Below are 18,243 nucleotides of genomic sequence, written 5' to 3' on the forward strand. Positions count from 1 at the left end.
CAAGTCCCGCCGCGCCACCTGTCACCGTTGCTCCGCCATGTCCGGTATGGGCAGCGGCCGCTTCTCGATGGCGGCCGCCATCACGTCGGGGAACAGGTCCGGAGTGCAGGCGAACGCCGGTGCGCCCAGGGCCGCGAGGGCCGCGGCGTGTTCCCGGTCGTAGGCGGGCGCGCCCTCGTCGGACAGCGCGAGCAGCGTCACGAACTGCACCCCGGACGCCTTCATCGCGGCGACCCGCTTGAGCATCTCGTCCCGGATGCCGCCCTCGTAGAGGTCGCTGACGAGGACGACGACGGTGTCGGCGGGGCGGGTGATGCGGGACTGGCAGTAGGCGAGCGCGCGGTTGATGTCCGTGCCGCCGCCGAGCTGGGTGCCGAAGAGGACGTCGACCGGGTCGTCCAGTTGGTCCGTCAGGTCGACCACGGACGTGTCGAAGACGACCAGCCGGGTGTCGAGGGTCCGCAGGGAGGCCAGGACCGCGCCGAACACCGAGGCGTAGACGACCGAGGCGGCCATCGAACCGGACTGGTCGATGCAGAGCACCACGTCCTTCTTCACCGACTGCGCGGCGCGGCCGTGGCCGATCAGCCGCTCGGGCACGACCGTGCGGTACTCGGGGAGGTAGTTCTTGAGGTTCGCCCGGATCGTGCGGTCCCAGTCGATGTCGCGGTGGCGGGGCCGGCTGATCCGCGCGGAGCGGTCCAGGGCGCCGGTGAGGGTGGCGCGGGTGCGCTGCGCCAGCTTCCTCTCCAGCTGTTCGACGACCTTGCGGACGACGGCGCGGGCGGTCTCCCTGGTCGTCTCCGGCATGACCTTGTTGAGCGACAGCAGGGTGCCCACGAGATGCACGTCCGCCTCCACGGCTTCCAGCATCTCCGGCTCCAGCAGCAGCGCGGACAGCCCCAGCCGGTCGATGGCGTCCCGCTGCATCACCTGCACGACGGACGACGGGAAGTACGTGCGGATGTCGCCGAGCCAGCGTGCCACTCCGGGGGCCGAGGCCCCGAGGCCCGCCGCGCGCCTGCCGCCGCCGTCCCCGTTGCGGCCGCCCTTCTCCCTGCCGTAGAGCGAGGCCAGCGCCCCGTCCATCGCGGCGTCCCGGCCGCTGAGCCCGCACCCCGTGCCGTCCGCGTCGCCGCCACCGAGCACCAGCCGCCAGCGACGCAGCCGTTCGGCCTCGGGGACGGCGGCGGGGGCGGGAGCGGTAGCGGGAGCCGCCGGGGTGGTGGCCGTGGTGGGCGCGTTCGTGGCCGTGGTGGGCGCGGTGGTGGTGGCCGCGGTCGTGGTCGTCGGGTCCGGTGTCGTGGTGGTCATGTCCGTGCTCCCGTGAGGTCGTCGGCCGGTCGGGGCGGTTCCGGCGGGTCGTCGTCGAAGCCGTGGTGTCCGATGCCCAGCAGCAGGCGGAGCGTGGGGAGGACGGCCGCGGCGCGGTCGCGGTCCAGGCCGGGGCCGAAGCCGGGCACGGCCGCGTCCGGGGCGGCACCGTCCGCGCTGCGGGGGGCCGTCGCGGGCGCGCGGCGGACCAGTTCGCCGAGGGTGCGCCGCACTCCGGTCCCATACTCCGCGAAGGTGCGGCGCAGCAGCGGGAGGACGTCGGTGAACGCAGCGTCCGGCACACCGGTCAGCCAGCCGTCGACCAGCGCCAGCAGCCGTTCGTCGTGCACCAGCAGCATGCCGCCGTCCCCGCCGCCGACGAAGCCCTCGATCCATCCGGCGGCGTCGGTGGGCGGGGTGCCGGGCGACAGTGCGAGGCTCATCAGCCGCTCCGCTCCCCCGTCGCCCAGCGCGCCGTCGTCCAGCAGGAGCCGGGTCGCGCGGCCACGGATCAGGCCCGGCACGGTGTCCCGTTCGCCGACCGCCCGCAGCACTCCGGCCCAGCGTTCGCGCAGCCGGGGCACTGCGGGCTGCCCCGTCTCCGGCTGGCCGAGCAGCGCGACGGCCTGGTGGGTGGCGTCGAGATGGCCGCGCATCTCGGCGGCGCCGTCGGCGTCCAGCCCCCCGCAGGCCGGGGGCAGTCCGACGAAGACCCGCTCGGCCAGGCCGGTGGCGACCTCGCGGAGCGCCAGGGCGTCGGTGCCGCGCACATCGCCGTAACGCACGGACCGGACGAGGGCGGGCAGGGCCTGGGCGAGGTGGCCGACATCCGCGTCCAGCGCCGCGCGGTCCGCCAGCGCCCGCATCACCACCGGGAGGGCGTCGGGGAGTTCGGCGCGGAGGCAGCGCTCGGCGAGCGCGGTGACCTCGGCGAGGCCGCTCGCCCCGGCCGCCTCGGACGCGGCCTTGGCGGTGGCGGCCGAAAGCACAGTCGTGCCCCAGATGCCGGCCTCGGCGACCCGTACGGAGAGTTCCGGCTCCCAGCGCAGCAGCCAGGTCTCCCGGAAGGTGCCCGTACTGCCGCGGGAGCGGGTGGGCTCGCCCCAGGGGATGCCGAGCAGCCGCAGCCGGTGCAGCAGGCGGCTGCGCCCGGCGTCGGTCTCCTTGCGCAGGTCCAGCTCCAATTCCCGTTCCAGCGCCTCCGGTTTGAGCCGCAGCGTCCGGCGGCTGCGGGCGAGGTCCCGGTCCAGCGGCACCGCGGGGGCGTCCTCCGGGACCTCGCCCAGCACCTCCCCGACCACCAGCCGGTCGTGGATCAGCGAGGACGGGGCGTCGGTGCCGTCCCCCATGACGGCGCGCACCGCGTCGTCCAGTTCGGTCAGCCCGGCCAGCGGGCGGCCGCGCACCGCGGCCAGTCCCTCGGCGAGCCGCACCGCCTCGATGACATGCGCCGACGAGACGGGGTAGTCCTCCTCGCGGAGCAGTCCGGCGGCCTTGGTCAGCCAGCGTTCGACGGGGCGGTCGGGGGCGCTGAAGAGATGGCCGTACCAGCCGGGGGAGGCGACGCCGGCGCCGTAGCCGCTGCGGCGGGAGAGCCGCCGGTGCGTCCAGGGCACCCAGGTCACCGCCGCCTTCACCTTCGGCAGGCCCTTGAGGAGCCGGCGGTCGGCGGTCATCGTGGTGCGCCGTGCGAGGGCGGGGACGTGCCAGGCGCCGCACACCACAGCGACGCCGTCGCCGAACTCCCGCCGCGCGGCCCGCAGCCGGAGCCGCATATGGGCCTCCCGCACCGGATCGCGGTCGTGCCCGCCGTCGCCGTGGGTCTCGCGGAGCGTGCCCATGGCCTCGGCCAGCGCCGCGAACGGTGCCAGCGCGTCCGCACCGGACTCCCCGCCGCCACGGTGCTCGACCGCGTCCTCCCACCAGCGCTCGGGGTCGTCGTCACCGGCCGCCTCGGCCAGTGCCCGGAGCGGATCGATCCGCACCGCGGCGCCGGCCTCCTGGCCGTCGGTCTCCTGGGCTCCGGTCCCGTCGTCCACGGGCTCCGTGTCGTCCCCGGCCGCCAGGGAGTGCGCCGCGGGCAGGTCGATGAAGCGGACGGGGACGCCGTGCGCCAGCGCCCAGCGCATCGCCACCCACTCAGGGGAGAACTCGGCCAACGGCCAGAACGCGGCGCGGCCGGGGTCGTCCAGGGCATGGGCGAGCAGCGCGACGGGCGGCCGCATCCCCTCCCGGGCGGCCAGCGGCACCAGCTCGTCCGCCTCCGGCGGCCCCTCGATCAGGACCGCGGCCGGCCGGCACTGCTCCAGGGCAGCGCGCACCGCCCGCGCCGACCCGGGGCCGTGGTGGCGCACCCCGAGCAGCACCGGCCCGCCCTCGTGGGCCGTTCGCTCGCTGCGCCCGCTCATGCGCTCACCTCACGGCAGGCGCGGTAGAAGTCCTTCCAGCCCTCGCGCTCGCGCACCACGGTCTCCAGATACTCCTGCCACACGACCCGGTCGGCGGCGGGGTCGCGCACCACGGCGCCGAGGATGCCGGCGGCGACGTCGCCGGAGCGCAGCGCCCCGTCCCCGAAGTGGGTGGCCAGCGCCAGCCCGTTCGTCACCACGGAGATGGCCTCGGCCGTGGAGAGGGTGCCGGACGGTGACTTGAGCTTGGTCCGGCCGTCGGTGGTGACACCCGCCCGCAGCTCCCGGAAGACCGTGACGACCCGGCGGATCTCGTCCAGGCCCTCCGGCCCGGCCGGCAGGTCCAGCGAGCGCCCGATCTGCCCGACCCGGCGCGAGACGATGTCGACCTCCTCCTCCGGGGTCGCGGGCAACGGCAGCACGACGGTGTTGAAGCGGCGGCGCAGCGCGCTGGAGAGTTCGTTGACGCCGCGGTCGCGGTCGTTGGCGGTGGCGATGAGGTTGAACCCGCGGACCGCCTGCACCTCCTGTCCCAGCTCCGGGATCGGCAGGGTCTTCTCCGACAGGACCGTGATGAGCGAGTCCTGGACGTCGGCGGGGATACGGGTCAGCTCCTCGACCCGCGCCGTCATGCCCTGCGCCATCGCGCGCATCACGGGGCTGGGCACCAGCGCCTCCCGGCTGGGGCCGTGCGCGAGCAGCTGGGCGTAGTTCCAGCCGTAGCGGACCGCCTCTTCCGGGGTGCCGGCGGTGCCCTGCACCAGGAGGGTGGAATCACCGCTGACGGCCGCCGCCAGATGCTCGGACACCCAGGTCTTGGCGGTGCCGGGCACACCCAGCAGGAGCAGGGCGCGGTCCGTCGCGAGGGTCGTCACGGCGACCTCGACGATGCGGCGCGGGCCGACGTACTTGGGCGTGATGACCGTGCCGTCCGCGAGCGTGCCGCCGAGGAGGTACGTCGCGACCGCCCACGGCGAGAGCCGCCAGCGCTCCGGACGCGGCCGGTCGTCGGCCGCCGCGAGGGCCGCCAGCTCCGCCGCGAAACTGTCCTCGGCATGCGGCCGCAGCACCTCACCGCCCGCGGCTTCCGGCGCCGTCCCGGCCGTCCGGCCGCTCTCGCCGTCCGTCGTCGTGAAGCTGTTCGCGGACATGGTTCCCCCTCGTCGTACGGGCGCGGCCGGCACCCCGTCATCGCTCCGGCCGCTTGCGGAATCCACCCTGCACCACGCCACTGACAATGCCCCGAAAACCGTCCCTGGTCTGCGAGTTCGTCGCGGCCGCCGCGGATTGTCAGTGGTCCGCCGTAGCGTCGGAGACATGAATCCGCAGGGGGAACGCTGGACGACGGACCAGGTGCGCGCACTGGCACCTGACGAGGCATCACGCCGAGCGGGCGGCAAGCTCGCGGCGCCCGGACCGTGGTCGGAGACGGGCGCGGACGGGGGCGTGGTGTGGGGGCGATGCAAGGGCAGCGGCAAGAAGCCGTACCAGACGGTCGTGGACCTCACGGGCCCCGCCTTCACGTGCAGTTGCCCGAGCCGGAAGTTTCCGTGCAAGCACGCGCTGGCGCTGCTGCTGCTCTGGGCGGGCGACGGCGGGGAGGTGCCGGCCGGGGAGCCGTCGGCGTGGGCGGATGAGTGGCTGGCCGGGCGCCGGAAGCGGGCCGGGCGGGCTCCGGACGGCTCCCCGGGCGCGGACGCCGCGTCGCGGGCGCCCGCGGACCCGGAGGCCGCCAGGCGGCGGGCGGAGCGCCGGATGCGGCGGATCGGCGCCGGCGCCACGGAGCTGGAACAGCGGCTGGCTGACCTGGTGCGGTCCGGGCTGACCTCGGCCGGGAGCGGGGGAGGCTCCTGGGACGAGACGGCGGCCCGTATGGTCGACGCCCAGGCTCCCGGACTCGCCTCGCGGGTGCGGGAGTTGGCCTCGGTGGTGGGGTCCGGCACGGACTGGCCGGCGCGGCTGCTGGAGGAGTGCGCGCTGCTGCACCTCCTCGGCCAGGGGTTCCTCGGTATCGACCGGCTGCCGGGCCCGCTCGCGGCCACGGTCCGCGCGCGCGTCGGGCTCACCACCGACACGGCGGACCTGCTGACCGGCCCCGATGCGGCGGCGGTCCGGGACCGCTGGCTGGTGCTCGCCCAACAGGACAGCGACGACGGCGCGTTGCTCACCCGCAAGATCTACCTGCGGGGCGAGCGGTCCGGCCGGATGGCGCTGCACCTCTCCTACGGCGGCTCTCCCGCCCGCCCCCTGGACCTGGCACTGCCGCCCGGTCTGGTGCTGGACGCGGACCTCGCCTACTACCCGGGCGCCCGCCCGCTGCGTGCCGCGCTCGGCGAGCGGCACGCCCCGCCGGCCCCCGGTCCGGTCCCGCCCGGAGGTGGCATCGACGCCGCGCTGGCCGCGTACGGCGACGCACTGCGCGACGACCCCTGGCTGGATTCCTGGCCGGTGGTGCTCAGCGAAGTCACGCCGATACCGGGCCGCGACGGCCGGGGCTGGCAACTGGCCGACGCGGACGGGGAGTCGGCGCTCCCGCTGGACCCGCGCGGCCTCGGCCGTACGAGCCTGTGGCAGCTGGTCGCCCTCTCGGGCGGGGAGCCGGTCACGGTCTTCGGCGAATGCGGCCCCCGCGGCTTTCTGCCGCTGACCGCCTGGGACCCCACCCCGGTGTCCCTGTGACCCGCACCCCGGCCACAACGCCCCGGCCCTCTTGGACACCGCCCCTCACCGCTGCCTGGAGGAAGGCATGACCCGCACCACCCCTCCCACACCTCCCACCGCCCCCGCCCCCTGGGCCGACCTCGTGAGCGCCGCGCTGCTCGGCACCGAGCGCCGGACACCGCCGGTGGCGGCGCGGCCGGGACAGGACGCCGCGGCCGCGCTGCTGGACGCGGCCGCGGTGAGCACGGTGCGCCGGCGCGCCGCGCTGCGCCCCGCACCGGCCGGCGAGCGGCCCGCCCCGGCCCCGGCCGACCCGCGGCCCCCGCTGCCTCCGGCGGCCCGCCGCCGGCTGTCCCTGCTGCTCGCCGACCGCGGCGGCAGCGGAGGCGGCAGCCGCCGGGGCACCGCCCCCGACCTCACCGAACTGCTGCCCCAGTGGCTGACCGCCGCCGGTCAGCACGGCTACCGCGCCCCAGAGGCGCTGCTGCCCGCGCTGCTCGACGCCGCCCGCGCCCGTACCGACCTGCGGTCCGCCGCGCTCGCCCTGGCGGGGCCGCGCGCCCTGTGGCTGGCCCGGCTCAACGACGAGTGGAAGTTCGTGCTCCGGGGCCTGGGCAGCACGTCCGGGCTCCCCGGTGACGACGGGCCCGAGGCCGTACGGCGGCGCTGGGAGGAGGGCCTGTTCGCGGAGCGGGTCGCCCTGCTCACCACCCTGCGCCGGCAGGACCCGCCGGCGGGCCTGGCACTGCTGGCCACGACCTGGTCCACGGAACGGGCCGAGGACCGCCTGATGTTCCTCGACTCGCTGCGCGCGGACCTCTCGGCGGCCGACGAGCCGTTCCTCGAAGAGGCCCTGTCCGACCGCAGCCGCAACGTCCGCGCCACGGCCGCCGAACTCCTCTCCACCCTGCCCGGTTCCGCGCTCGCGGCCCGTATGGCACAGCGGGCGCACACCTGCATCGGCCTGGACCGTACGGCCGGCACACCGGTGGTCGCGGTGGAGGCGCCCCATGAGTGCGACCCGGGGATGCAGCGGGACGGCGTGGCGCCCGCACCGCCCTCCGGACGGGGCGAACGGTCCTGGTGGCTGAGCCAGTTGGTGGAGGCGGCACCCCTGGACGGCTGGCACGCGCGCTTCGGCGGCCGGGACGCGGCGGCGATCATCGCGCTGCCGGTGGGCGACGACTGGCGGACGGAGCTGCACGACGCCTGGTGCCGCGCCGCCGTACGCCAGCGCAACGCCGCGTGGGCGCGGGCGCTGCTGGGCGCACCGGCCGCCCCGTCCCAGTCCGCCGAGGTCGCGCCGGCCGGCTCGTCACGGGACCTGACGAAGCTGCTGACGGTGCTGCCGGAGGACGAACGGGCCCGCTGGGTGGCGGAGTTCATCGCGGCGCACGGCCTGTCGGAGGCCTTCCGGATGCTCGGTGTGTGTGCGGTCCCGTGGGCCGAGCCGCTCGGCGGAGCGGTGGTCGACGCCCTGGACATCGCCCGGGACGCGGGCAGTTACCCCTGGAGCTTCAGCGGCGTGATGGGCCTGGCCGAGCGCTGCCTGGACCCGGCCGCCGCGGACCGCCTCGACATGCTCACGGCCGTCACGGACGAGCCCGAAGGCGCCTCCCCGGGCTCCGGCGGCTACTGGTCCGAGGCCTTCCAGCGCCTGGTCGGCACCCTCCGCCTGCGCGCCACGATGCGCGCGGAACTCACGCCGCCACCGGCCGGCGACGACACCGGGCCCGGCACCAGGGAGCCCCCATCCGGCCCCCGCCTGCCATGAGCCCGCGCACCGCAACCGCACGCCCCGGGGCCCGCCGCCCCAGGGCCCGCCGGTTCCGCGCTCCGTCCCGGCCCGGCCGCCGCCGGGCCGGGCCGCTCCGCCGGTTGCGGGGTACCTCAGGCCGCCGAGCGGACGTTCGCGTTGACCCACTCCACGATCGAGGCGGTGGTGGCACCCGGCGTGAAGATCTCCGCGACGCCCTGCGCCTTGAGCGGGGCGATGTCCGCCTCGGGGATGATGCCGCCGCCGAAGACCTTGATATCCGCCGCGTCCCGCTCCTCCAGCAGGGCGATGACCTTCGCGAAGAGAGTGTTGTGCGCCCCGGAGAGGATGGACAGCCCGATCGCGTCGGCGTCCTCCTGGATCGCGGTGTCGACGATCTGCTCCGGAGTCTGGTGCAGCCCGGTGTAGATCACCTCCATACCGGCGTCACGCAGCGCCCGCGCGATGACCTTGGCGCCCCGGTCGTGCCCGTCCAGGCCCGGCTTGGCCACCACCACACGGATCGGCCCCGACCTGCCCGCCGCGCCCTGGCTCCCCGCTTGCGCTCCGTCATGCCGAGCCACACTCATCACTGCCTCCAAGCCATGCACGGCACTGTGGTGCCGCCGAGCCGACAATCGATCGCGCGACCGCGATCCGGCGGCCACGAGCGTGAACGAACGTTATCGCCAGCATCCCGTACCCAGCCGTTTCGTGACATCCGGGGAGGGGGAAATCACACACGGGACACGTTCGCCACGCGCCGCGTCCCGCGTGTCGTGCCGCCGGAGCCGGGCGGCGCAGCGCGGGCCGGGCGCCCGGGAAGCCACCGCCGGGCCACCGCCCCGCCGGGCAGGCAGCAGCACGAGCCGCGCTCACGCCGCCTGCCCGCCGGCGCCGCCCAGGGCTTCCCACGAGGGCATACGGGGGTCGGTGACGCCTTCCGCGTGCCATCCGGGAGGTCGGCCATGAAGGCCCTGCCCTTTCTCTCCGCACCCCTTCTGCTCGCACGCCTCGTCTCCCCACCCCTGTGGTGCGCGCGCCTGCTCCCCGCCCGCGCCGCGTCGCTCCCGCTGCGCAGCACGGTCGTGGAACTGGCGGTCCTCGCCGCCCATCTCCTCCTCTATCCGACCGGCATCTCCCAGGAACGCCGCGCACCACGGCCCACGCCCCACCCCGCGGCCGGGCCCCCGGAAGGGTTCCCGGCACCGGAGCCACCCGGGTCACCGGAGGCCCCGGTACCGGCCCCCGCTCCCCCGACACTGCTGCCGACCGAGGGCCGCTCCCATCCGCCGGTCCTCCTGCTCCACGGCTTCATCGACAACCGCTCCGTCTTCCTGCTGCTGCGCCGCTCCCTGCACCGGCACGGCTGGCGTCATGTCGAGGCGCTCAACTACTCGCCGCTGACCTGCGATCTCCGTAAGGCCGCCGAACTCCTCGGCCAACACGTGGAGGAGCTCCGCTCCCGGACCGGCCATCGCCGGGTGGACCTCGTGGGCCACAGCCTCGGCGGACTCATCGCCCGCTACTACGTCCAGCGGCTCGGCGGCGACAGCCGCGTCCGTACGGTCGTCACGCTCGGCACCCCGCACTCCGGCACCCGTATCGCGCCCCTGATGTCCGCGCACCCCCTCGTCCGCCAGATGCGCCCCGATTCCGAGGTGATAGCGGAGCTGTCGCTGCCGGCGCCGAATTGCCGCACGCAATTCGTCGCTTTCTGGAGCGAGGAGGATCAGGTGATGGTTCCGGCCACAACAGCGAGAATCAGTCACCCGGATTTGATCGCGTACAGCGTGCATGTCGCCGGTGTCGGACATCTCGCCCTACCGGTCAATGGCACCGTCGCCGCCGGAATACGGGAGGCACTGACCTCGGCGGAATCCGCGGAAGGAGCCGCGGACGCCATATCGGTGGCCTGAACGGCCGCCCGGGACGACCTGCGGACACCTCACAGAACGCGGCCATGGCGCCGTAACGGCGACCTGATCTTGACGCGAGGTCGAACAAACTTCGAACGAGGCGCCAAGAGCTCGCATGGGGACTCCCGAAAGGCGGCCAAATGCCCGATCTGGCCTAGCCCAAAACCAGTTGAAGATTGTCGCCGTCGCGTACCGCCGGGTACAGTCGCCGCTAATTCTCCTGCTGCCGAGGCGAAAGAGAAGTTGGTGAACGACCGTCACCCCTCGGGGGCCCAGCCTCCGACCGGTTCTGCTTCCGACGCCTCGTATGCGCACTATCCGGCCTACGACTCCTACGGGCCGCAGTCCGCCACCGGCACCGCCGCATACGGTGACGGCGACCCCCTCTTCGGCTCGCTCCCCGGTTCGTACGAGAGCGGCATGTACGACACCGGCACCTATGACGCCGGAATGTACGACACCGGTGCGCACGGCACGGCGGACGCCTACGGCATGAGTTCGTACGGCACCGGCACCTACGGCACCGACGCCTATGACACGGGCGCGTACCCGGCGGTCGGCGGCTACGCCACCGGCGCGTACGACACCGGCAGTTACGCCACGGGCCAGTGGGACACCGGCGGCTGGGACACCGGCGCCCACGCCGTCGCCGACCCGCACGCGGCCGCCCCGGGCTACGACCCGTACGCCCACACCGCGTACGACGCCCCGGCGCAGGACGCGGCCGGGTACCCCTCCTCCGGATACGAGACCACCGGATACGAGGCGGCCGGATACGAGGCCACCGCGTACGGTCACGGCAGCTACGACACCGGGAGCTATCCCACCGGCGCGTACGACACCGACGGTTACGCCACCGGCGCGTACGAGACCGCCGACTCCTTCAACGCCTTCGACCGGCAGGCCACCGCGGTCGAGGAGACCGCGAGCTTCGAGGCCACCGCGATCTGGTCGACCACGGACCAGGACCTGATCGCCGGTATCCCGGCACAGGCCGGACCGCCGCCGGCCGACACCCTCCAGTGGGACAACGCCAGTTGGGACAAAGCCGGGCATCTCACCCACGGCACTCCCGACGGCGACCAGTCCGGGAACGACCCGTACGACACCGGCCGGGCCGGGGGCGACGACTCCCCCGGCGACGCCGACGCCTACCGCGAGGCCGCGGCCGTGGCGGACGCCATGACGCAGGCCATGCCGGTCACCCCCGCCGCCCCGTCCCCCGTGGGCCGCCGGGCCGCCGGGGCGGAGGCCGGGAAGGCCGTCCGCGGCCGGGGCCGTCGGCGCACGGCGAAGCGGTCGGCGCTGCTGACCGTCGCGGTGCCCTCGGTCGCCGCCATGGGCGTGTGCGCCGTGGCCGCCGCTGCCGTCACGGCCGGCGGGGAGGACAAGGACGAGGCGACCACCCAGGCCGCGCCCGACGCCGGTGCCGTCAAGCCGTCCGCCGCCAACAACAAGCTGGACACCCAGCTCGCCGGACTCAGCGCCAGCGCCGATGACTTCCGTGACCGCGCCAGCCGCACCCAGGAGCGGATCGACCTCAAGGAACGCCAGGAGCTCGAGCGCCAGCGCAAGGCGAAGGAGGCGGCCCGCAAGGAGGCCATGCGGCCCAAGTTCCTGCTGCCGGTCAAGCAGCACGGGCTGAGCGCGCAGTTCGGCCAGGCCGGGGTCAACTGGATGTCGCTGCACACCGGCATCGACTTCCCGGTCAGCTACGGCACCCCGGTCATGTCCGCCACCGACGGCACCATCCGCACCCAGTGGAACTCCGCCTACGGCAACATGGCGATCGTGACGGCGCCCGACGGCACGGAGACGTGGTACTGCCACCTCAGCAGCACCAAGATCCGTTCCGGTTCGGTCAAGGCCGGTGACCAGATCGCCTATTCGGGCAACTCCGGCAATTCCACCGGACCGCATCTGCACTTCGAGGTGCGTCCCGGCGGCGGCGCGGCGGTCGACCCGCTGCCCTGGCTGCGCGACCACGGCCTCGACCCGAACTGACCGCCGCCGCCCGCCCGGTGGCAGCCCCCAGGAGGTGTCCCCGGGGGCCGGCCTCTCCCGCTACAGCTTCTCCACCGGCGCGTACCGGAGCAGCAGCCGCTTGGGCTTCTCGCCGCCGAAGTCGATCGTCGCCTCGGCGTTGTCACCGCTGCCCTTGACGCCGACGACCGTGCCGAGGCCGAAGCTGTCGTGGGTGACGCGGTCGCCGATGGACAGCGGGACCACCTGGCGGCTGCCCTGGCCGCGACGGGTCGCGAAGCCGCCGGCGCCCTTGGCCCGCGACGACGACAGCGCCGAGCCGAAGCCGCCTCCGCCGCCCGACAGGCCGCCCATGGACGCGGACGGCGTCGCCGGGCCCGTGCGCTTCCACTCCAGGTGGTCGGCCGGGATCTCCTCCAGGAACCGGGAGGGCGGGTTGTACGAGGGCTGGCCCCAGGCGCTGCGCATCGTCGAGCGGGTGACGTAGAGCCGCTCGCGGGCGCGGGTGATGCCGACGTAGGCGAGCCGGCGCTCCTCCTCCAGCTCCTTGGTCTGGCCCAGCGCGCGCATGTGCGGGAAGACGCCGTCCTCCATGCCGGTCAGGAAGACGGTCGGGAACTCCAGGCCCTTGGCGGTGTGCAGCGTCATGAGGGTGATCACGCCGCTGCCCTCCTCTTCCTCGTCCGGGATCTGGTCGGAGTCGGCGACCAGCGCGACCTGCTCCAGGAACTCGGACAGGGTGCCCGGCCCCGGGGCGGCAGCCCCCTCTGCCGCAGCCTCCCCGCGGTCCTGCTCGAACTCCAGGGCCACGGCGGCGAGTTCCTGGAGGTTCTCGATCCGGGTCTCGTCCTGGGGGTCGGTGGAGGCCTGGAGTTCGGCGAGGTAGCCCGTGCGCTCCAGGACGGCTTCCAGGATGGTGGCGGGGCCGGCGCCGGACTCGACGATGGTCCGCAGCTCCTCCATGAGGACGTTGAAGCGCTTGACGGCGTTGGCGGAGCGGGCCGCCATGCCGTAGGCCTCGTCGACCCGGCGCAGCGCCTGCGGGAAGGTGATCTTCTCGCGCGACGACAGGGCGTCGATCATCGCCTCGGCGCGGTCGCCGATGCCGCGCTTGGGGACGTTCAGGATGCGGCGGAGCGGGACGGTGTCCTCGGGGTTGGCGAGCACCCGCAGGTAGGCGAGGACGTCGCGGACCTCCTTGCGCTCGTAGAAGCGCACCCCGCCGACGACCTTGTAGGGCAGCCCGACCCGGATGAAGATCTCTTCGAAGACACGGGACTGGGCGTTGGTGCGGTAGAAGACGGCGACCTCGCCGGCCTTGGCGTCGCCGGCGTCCGTCAGCCGGTCGATCTCGTCGGCGACGAACTGCGCCTCGTCGTGCTCGGTGTCGGCGACATAGCCGGTGATCCCGGGGCCGGCGCCGGCGTCCGTCCAGAGGTTCTTGGGGCGGCGGTTCTCGTTGCGCTCGATGACGGCGTTGGCTGCGGACAGGATCGTCTGCGACGAGCGGTAGTTCTGCTCCAGCAGGATCGTGGTCGCGTCCGGGTAGTCCTCCTCGAACTGGAGGATGTTGCGGATCGTGGCGCCGCGGAAGGCGTAGATCGACTGGTCGGCGTCACCGACCACGCACAGCTCGGCGGCGGGCACCTCGGCGGTGCCGGGGCCGACCAGCTCGCGGACCAGGGTGTACTGGGCGTGGTTGGTGTCCTGGTACTCGTCGACGAGGACATGACGGAAGCGGCGGCGGTAGTGCTCGGCGACGTCCGGGAAGGCCTGGAGCAGATTGACCGTCGTCATGATGATGTCGTCGAAGTCCAGGGCGTTGGCCTCGCGCAGCCGCGCCTGGTACATCGCGTACGCCTCGGCCAGGCTCTTCTCGAAACCGTCCGCAGCGGTCCCGGCGAAGGTCTCCTCGTCGATGAGCTCGTTCTTGAGGTTGGAGATCTTCGCGCTGAAGGACTTGGGCGGGAAGCGCTTGGGGTCCAGATCGAGATCGCGGCAGACCAGGGCCATCAGGCGCTTGGAGTCGGCGGCGTCGTAGATCGAGAAGGAGGACGTGAAGCCCAGCTTCTTGGACTCGCGGCGCAGGATGCGGACGCAGGCGCTGTGGAAGGTGGAGACCCACATGGCGTGGGCGCGCGGGCCGACCAGCTCCTCGACGCGCTCCTTCATCTCACCGGCGGCCTTGTTGGTGAACGTGATCGCGAGGATCTGGCCGGGGTGGACATGACGCTCGGCGAGCAGGTGCGCGATGCGGTGGGTCAGCACCCGGGTCTTGCCGGAACCGGCACCGGCCACGATCAGCAGCGGGCCGCCGGAGTGCACCACGGCGGCCTTCTGCTCGTCGTTGAGCCCCTCCAGCAGCGCCGCGGCGTCGACGGCCGGGCGGGCGGCGCCGTCGCGGTAGTAGGCCTCCCTGGGGACGGGCGCGTCGAACCGCCCGCCGAAGAGGTCGGCGGGGATCTCCTCCGGGGCCGGGCCGTGCTCGTCCTCGGGGGGCGGAGGATGCTGCTCCTCACCCTTGTGGCTGAGGTCCGCCAGGAAGCTGTCGTCAAAGAGGCTGCTCATCGCCCACCGAGTCTAGGCGGCCGCACTGACACTCCGCGGCGGAGTGGCGGAATGCGGGCCGCCTGTGAAGCCGGCACCGGCGCAGCGGCGCTCCGGGCGCCCGGCACCGCCGCCGACCGGCGGCGCCTCGTCTACCCGAATCCGACATCTGGCACAACAGGCCGCGCATCGCGTTCAGGTCACGAAAAGGTTTCGGGCATATCGAACATCAGCCTTCACAGAAGCCACACGAGTTGGCTAACGTCCTCGCTCAGGCAGCCCGCCTCCCCGCGGACGACAGGTTCGCACGGGCCGCCGACGCCGAGTCCGGCCCTGCCCCCAGGCACCCGGAGCCGGGGACCCACCAGCACCACCGGGGTGAATCGATCCGTACGGCCGTCGCCAGTGGACGTCCGGACCGTAGGGCAAGCCTTCCGTCAGCGACACCGCCCGAACCCGACAGCTAACCCGGTAGGCGGTCCACGGAAGGAGTTGCCGGTCTTGGCGTCGCATCGCAAGCCGCGCACCAGCGTTCTCGCCTCACCCGCAGGCCGTCGTACAGCGGCCGGTCTCACCACCGCCGCCCTCGCCTCGGTCACCCTGCTCTCGCAGTCGGCCAACGCGGCGCCCAGGGCACCCAAGCCCGCCGTCGAAGAGGTCCAGAAGAAGGTCGACGACCTCTACCACCAGGCCGAGGTGGCCACCCAGAAGTACAACGCCGCCAAGGAGCGCGCCGACGCACAGCGCGACAAGGTGGACGACCTGCTCGACGCCTCGGCCGAGCGCGCCGAGAAGATGAACGAGTCCCGGCGCAAGCTGGGCACCTTCGCCTCCGCGCAGTACCGCACCGGCGGGATGAACCCGACGGCGCAGCTGATGTTCGCCAAGGACCCGCAGCAGTTCGTCGACCGCAACCACCTCATGGAGCGGCTGACCGGGCGGCAGAAGCAGGCCGTCAGCGACTACCAGGAGCAGCAGTCGGCGGCCGCCCGGCAGCGTGCCGAGGCGACCGACAGCCTGGAGCGGCTGCAGAAGTCGCAGGCCTCTCTCAAGGAGTCCAAGCGCTCCGTCCAGGACAAGCTGTCCGAGGCCCGGCAGCTGCTGTCCCGGCTGACCGCGCAGGAGAAGGCGCGGCTGGCGGAGCTGGAGCGCCAGAAGGAGGAGGCGGCCAAGCGCCGGGCCGCGGAGGAGGCGCGCAAGCAGCAGGAGCGGGAGCGCCAGCGGCAGCACGACGGCGACGGCTCCACGGGCGGCGGTTCGGCCGGCGGTTCCACGGGCGACTCGACCTCCACCGCCAAGGGCGAGAAGGCGCTCGCCTTCGCCCGCTCCCAGATCGGCAAGCCGTATGTGTGGGGCGCGACCGGACCCACCTCCTACGACTGCTCGGGGCTGACCCAGGCCGCCTGGAAGGCGGCGGGCGTCGATCTGCCCCGGACGACCTGGGACCAGGTCAAGGTCGGCGAGCGGGTGGCCACCAAGGACCTGAAGCCCGGCGACCTGGTGTTCTTCTATGACGACATCAGCCACGTCGGCATGTACCTAGGCAACGGCAAGATGGTCCACGCTCCGAAGCCGGGCGCCAACGTCCGGGAGGAGTCGATCTACTACATGCCGATCTACGGGAGCGTCCGCCCGGGCTGAGGCCCCCGCTCCCCCACAGACCACCCCCCACGGTCACCCCCCACACGCCACCGCGCGGCCCTCGCCTCCGATCTACGGAGTGCGGGGACCGCGCGGTGTGCTGTTGGCGGGGCGCTCGTCAGGTCCAGAGCACCGCGATGAAGATGTTGGCCACGGTGAGCCCGCCGACCGCGGCGAAGAGCGGCTTCTCGACCGTCTCGTCGTCCCGCTTGACGTAGACCAGCGCCAGGATCACCACCAGCAGGGCCATCTTGATGCCGAGCTTGATGTTGTTGAGGGGGTGGTCCTGGGCCTGGTTGAGGCCGACCAGCACGATGCCGGTGACCAGCATCGTCAGCGCGCCGTGCAGCATGGCCGGCACGAAGCGGGCGGTGCCCGCGCTCATCGCCTTCATCTGGGTCAGGAAGCCGCCCAGCAGGGAGGCGATGCCGATGATGTGCAGGCCGACGAAGATATTGGTTACTACGTCCATAGTGCGTGATCGTAGCCGCCGTATAGCACGGCCCTTCGGGCAGGGCGCCCGCTATCGACAGTTCGGTCAGGCCAGACCGGTCCCGGCCGTACGGCCATGGCGCCGCGGTCGCGCGCGCACTCATCGCGGTCGAAAGCGAACAATTCCGGGCAAGGGGGCTCATTGCCCGACACCCCGGCTTAGCGTCCTCCTCCAGGCGGCCGACTCCCCGCCTCGCCGGTCTCCCACCGGCGTTCCGTCGGCCGTCCCGCCGAGAGGTACGGCGGCCGGTCCGTCGCCCCCGTGGCGGACCGGCCGCCGGGCCCCCGGCTCGAAGGACGGAAAGGAACGGCCACCGTGGCCTCGCACCGCAAGCCCCGGCAGCATCCGCTCGCCTCGCTCACCGGCGGCGGATCGCGCCGTGCGCGCACCGCCCGCACGGCCGCCACCCTGGCCCTGGCCGGTGCCGCCACCGCCACCGGCCTCGACGGCACCGCCCAGGCCGCCCCCCGGCCCACCCCCGCCCAGGTCAAGGACCGGGTCGACGCGCTGTACCAGGAGGCAGAGGTGGCCACGCAGCACTACAACGGCGCGAAGGAATCCGCCGACACCGCACGGGAGGAGCTGAGCCGGCTCCAGGACGAGGCGGCCCGCAGGACCCGCCGGCTGAACGCCGCCCGCGCCGAACTGGGCACCCTGGCCACGAGCCAGTACCGCTCCGGCGGCATCGACCCGACGGTACGGCTGTTGCTGTCCGCCGACCCGCAGCGCTATCTGGACGGCGCCGCGGTGCTGGAGCGTACGGGCAGCCACCAGGCGACCGCCGTGGCCGGGTACGCCCGCCGGCTCGGCAGCGTCCGGCAGATCCGGCAGCGGGCCGAGGACACCGTGGAGCGGCTGGCGGACACCGAGGCCCGGCTGAAGAAGCACCGGGTCACCATCGTGCACAAGCTGGACGCCGCCGAGCAGTTGCTGAGCCGGCTGACCGCGGAGCAGCGCCAGCGGATGGCGTCCCGGGGCGGTGCGCGGAACGGGCCGGACCGGAGCGGGCCGGACCGGAGCCGCACGGACCGCGGGACGGACCGCGGGACGGACCGCGGGGACGGCCCGTCCGGCGTTCCCGGCGGCGCGCAGGCCGCCGCGGCCGCCGCGCAGGCGCCCAGCCCCCGTGCCGCCCGTGCCGTCTCCTTCGCCTACGGCGCCCTCGGCAAGCCGTACGTCTGGGGCGCGACGGGCCCCTCCGGGTACGACTGCTCAGGCCTGACGCAGGCCGCCTGGAAGGCCGGCGGGGTCGCCCTGCCCCGCACGACCTACACCCAGATCAGCTCCGGCCCGCGGATCAGCCGGTCCCAACTCGCCCCCGGTGACCTGGTGTTCTTCTACTCGGGCATCAGCCATGTGGGGCTCTACGTCGGGAACGGCCAGATGATCCACGCACCGCATCCGGGGGCGCCGGTACGGCTCGCCCCGATCGACCAGATGCCGTTCGCAGCGGCGACCCGTCCCGCGTAGGGGGGCCGGCGGGGGCGTGGCAGGGGTGAGCCCGACTGAACTGCCGCCACT

Annotated in this window: 12 protein-coding genes and 1 riboswitch; of the genes, 6 read left to right on the forward strand and 6 right to left on the reverse strand. The window is 73.8% G+C overall.

Annotated features, from left to right (window positions below; genetic code table 11):
- Positions 1 to 21: 21 nt before the first annotated feature.
- Genes ACGFN2_RS09870 through ACGFN2_RS09880 form a run of 3 tightly spaced genes read right to left on the reverse strand, consistent with a single transcriptional unit; the run spans position 22 to position 4,873 of the window.
- Positions 22 to 1,314, reverse strand: coding sequence for a VWA domain-containing protein (locus ACGFN2_RS09870; RefSeq protein ID WP_393358922.1), 1,293 nt, complete (start codon positions 1,312 to 1,314; stop codon positions 22 to 24).
- Positions 1,311 to 3,722 (reverse strand): DUF5682 family protein, encoded by a 2,412-nt coding sequence (locus ACGFN2_RS09875; protein WP_393358924.1) that lies wholly within the window; start codon positions 3,720 to 3,722, stop codon positions 1,311 to 1,313. Before ACGFN2_RS09875 ends, ACGFN2_RS09870 begins: the two co-directional genes overlap by 4 nt.
- On the reverse strand, positions 3,719 to 4,873 hold the full coding sequence (locus ACGFN2_RS09880) for an AAA family ATPase (RefSeq protein ID WP_393358926.1): 1,155 nt from the start codon (positions 4,871 to 4,873) through the stop codon (positions 3,719 to 3,721). Before ACGFN2_RS09880 ends, ACGFN2_RS09875 begins: the two co-directional genes overlap by 4 nt.
- A gap of 166 nt (positions 4,874 to 5,039) precedes the next feature.
- Between ACGFN2_RS09880 and ACGFN2_RS09885 the strand changes: the two genes are divergently transcribed.
- Both ACGFN2_RS09885 and ACGFN2_RS09890 read left to right on the forward strand, forming a co-directional pair.
- On the forward strand, positions 5,040 to 6,401 hold the full coding sequence (locus ACGFN2_RS09885) for an SWIM zinc finger family protein (RefSeq protein ID WP_393358928.1): 1,362 nt from the start codon (positions 5,040 to 5,042) through the stop codon (positions 6,399 to 6,401).
- A 67-nt stretch (positions 6,402 to 6,468) separates the two neighbouring features.
- Positions 6,469 to 8,157, forward strand: coding sequence for a DUF5691 domain-containing protein (locus ACGFN2_RS09890; RefSeq protein WP_393358930.1), 1,689 nt, complete (start codon positions 6,469 to 6,471; stop codon positions 8,155 to 8,157).
- A gap of 116 nt (positions 8,158 to 8,273) precedes the next feature.
- Here ACGFN2_RS09890 and ACGFN2_RS09895 read toward each other — a convergent pair whose 3' ends face one another.
- On the reverse strand, positions 8,274 to 8,729 hold the full coding sequence (locus ACGFN2_RS09895) for a cobalamin B12-binding domain-containing protein (RefSeq protein WP_362607929.1): 456 nt from the start codon (positions 8,727 to 8,729) through the stop codon (positions 8,274 to 8,276).
- Between the two features lie 378 nt (positions 8,730 to 9,107).
- On the opposite strand from ACGFN2_RS09895, the gene ACGFN2_RS09900 reads away from it, so the two are divergent.
- Positions 9,108 to 10,058 (forward strand): esterase/lipase family protein, encoded by a 951-nt coding sequence (locus tag ACGFN2_RS09900; protein WP_393358932.1) that lies wholly within the window; start codon positions 9,108 to 9,110, stop codon positions 10,056 to 10,058.
- Positions 10,059 to 10,304: 246 nt separating this feature from the next.
- Positions 10,305 to 12,062: a peptidoglycan DD-metalloendopeptidase family protein gene (locus tag ACGFN2_RS09905; protein WP_393358934.1), complete on the forward strand. Its 1,758-nt coding sequence runs from the start codon at positions 10,305 to 10,307 to the stop codon at positions 12,060 to 12,062.
- Between the two features lie 60 nt (positions 12,063 to 12,122).
- On the opposite strand, the gene pcrA is transcribed toward ACGFN2_RS09905, so the two are convergent.
- The gene (gene pcrA, locus ACGFN2_RS09910) at positions 12,123 to 14,609 is read right to left on the reverse strand and encodes a DNA helicase PcrA (RefSeq protein WP_393358936.1); all 2,487 of its coding nucleotides are present in this window, start codon (positions 14,607 to 14,609) and stop codon (positions 12,123 to 12,125) included.
- 288 nt (positions 14,610 to 14,897) lie between these two features.
- A riboswitch (cyclic di-AMP (ydaO/yuaA leader) is annotated at positions 14,898 to 15,082 on the forward strand.
- Positions 15,083 to 15,089: 7 nt separating this feature from the next.
- Between pcrA and ACGFN2_RS09915 the strand changes: the two genes are divergently transcribed.
- Positions 15,090 to 16,229, forward strand: coding sequence for an NlpC/P60 family protein (locus tag ACGFN2_RS09915; RefSeq protein WP_393358938.1), 1,140 nt, complete (start codon positions 15,090 to 15,092; stop codon positions 16,227 to 16,229).
- A 118-nt stretch (positions 16,230 to 16,347) separates the two neighbouring features.
- Here ACGFN2_RS09915 and ACGFN2_RS09920 read toward each other — a convergent pair whose 3' ends face one another.
- Positions 16,348 to 16,701: a hypothetical protein gene (locus ACGFN2_RS09920; protein WP_362607922.1), complete on the reverse strand. Its 354-nt coding sequence runs from the start codon at positions 16,699 to 16,701 to the stop codon at positions 16,348 to 16,350.
- 336 nt (positions 16,702 to 17,037) lie between these two features.
- On the opposite strand from ACGFN2_RS09920, the gene ACGFN2_RS09925 reads away from it, so the two are divergent.
- Positions 17,038 to 18,192, forward strand: coding sequence for an NlpC/P60 family protein (locus ACGFN2_RS09925; RefSeq protein ID WP_393358940.1), 1,155 nt, complete (start codon positions 17,038 to 17,040; stop codon positions 18,190 to 18,192).
- Positions 18,193 to 18,243: the final 51 nt, after the last annotated feature.

The sequence above is a fragment of the Streptomyces sp. NPDC048612 genome, assembly GCF_043199295.1.
GTDB lineage: Bacteria > Actinomycetota > Actinomycetes > Streptomycetales > Streptomycetaceae > Streptomyces.

Coding starts and splice junctions, on each gene's coding strand:
- ACGFN2_RS09870 (WP_393358922.1), bottom strand. CDS start 1,314: ATGACCACCACGACACCGGACCCGACGACCACGACCGCGGCCACCACC.
- ACGFN2_RS09875 (WP_393358924.1), bottom strand. CDS start 3,722: ATGAGCGGGCGCAGCGAGCGAACGGCCCACGAGGGCGGGCCGGTGCTG.
- ACGFN2_RS09880 (WP_393358926.1), bottom strand. CDS start 4,873: ATGTCCGCGAACAGCTTCACGACGACGGACGGCGAGAGCGGCCGGACG.
- ACGFN2_RS09885 (WP_393358928.1), top strand. CDS start 5,040: ATGAATCCGCAGGGGGAACGCTGGACGACGGACCAGGTGCGCGCACTG.
- ACGFN2_RS09890 (WP_393358930.1), top strand. CDS start 6,469: ATGACCCGCACCACCCCTCCCACACCTCCCACCGCCCCCGCCCCCTGG.
- ACGFN2_RS09895 (WP_362607929.1), bottom strand. CDS start 8,729: ATGAGTGTGGCTCGGCATGACGGAGCGCAAGCGGGGAGCCAGGGCGCG.
- ACGFN2_RS09900 (WP_393358932.1), top strand. CDS start 9,108: ATGAAGGCCCTGCCCTTTCTCTCCGCACCCCTTCTGCTCGCACGCCTC.
- pcrA (WP_393358936.1), bottom strand. CDS start 14,609: ATGAGCAGCCTCTTTGACGACAGCTTCCTGGCGGACCTCAGCCACAAG.
- ACGFN2_RS09920 (WP_362607922.1), bottom strand. CDS start 16,701: ATGGACGTAGTAACCAATATCTTCGTCGGCCTGCACATCATCGGCATC.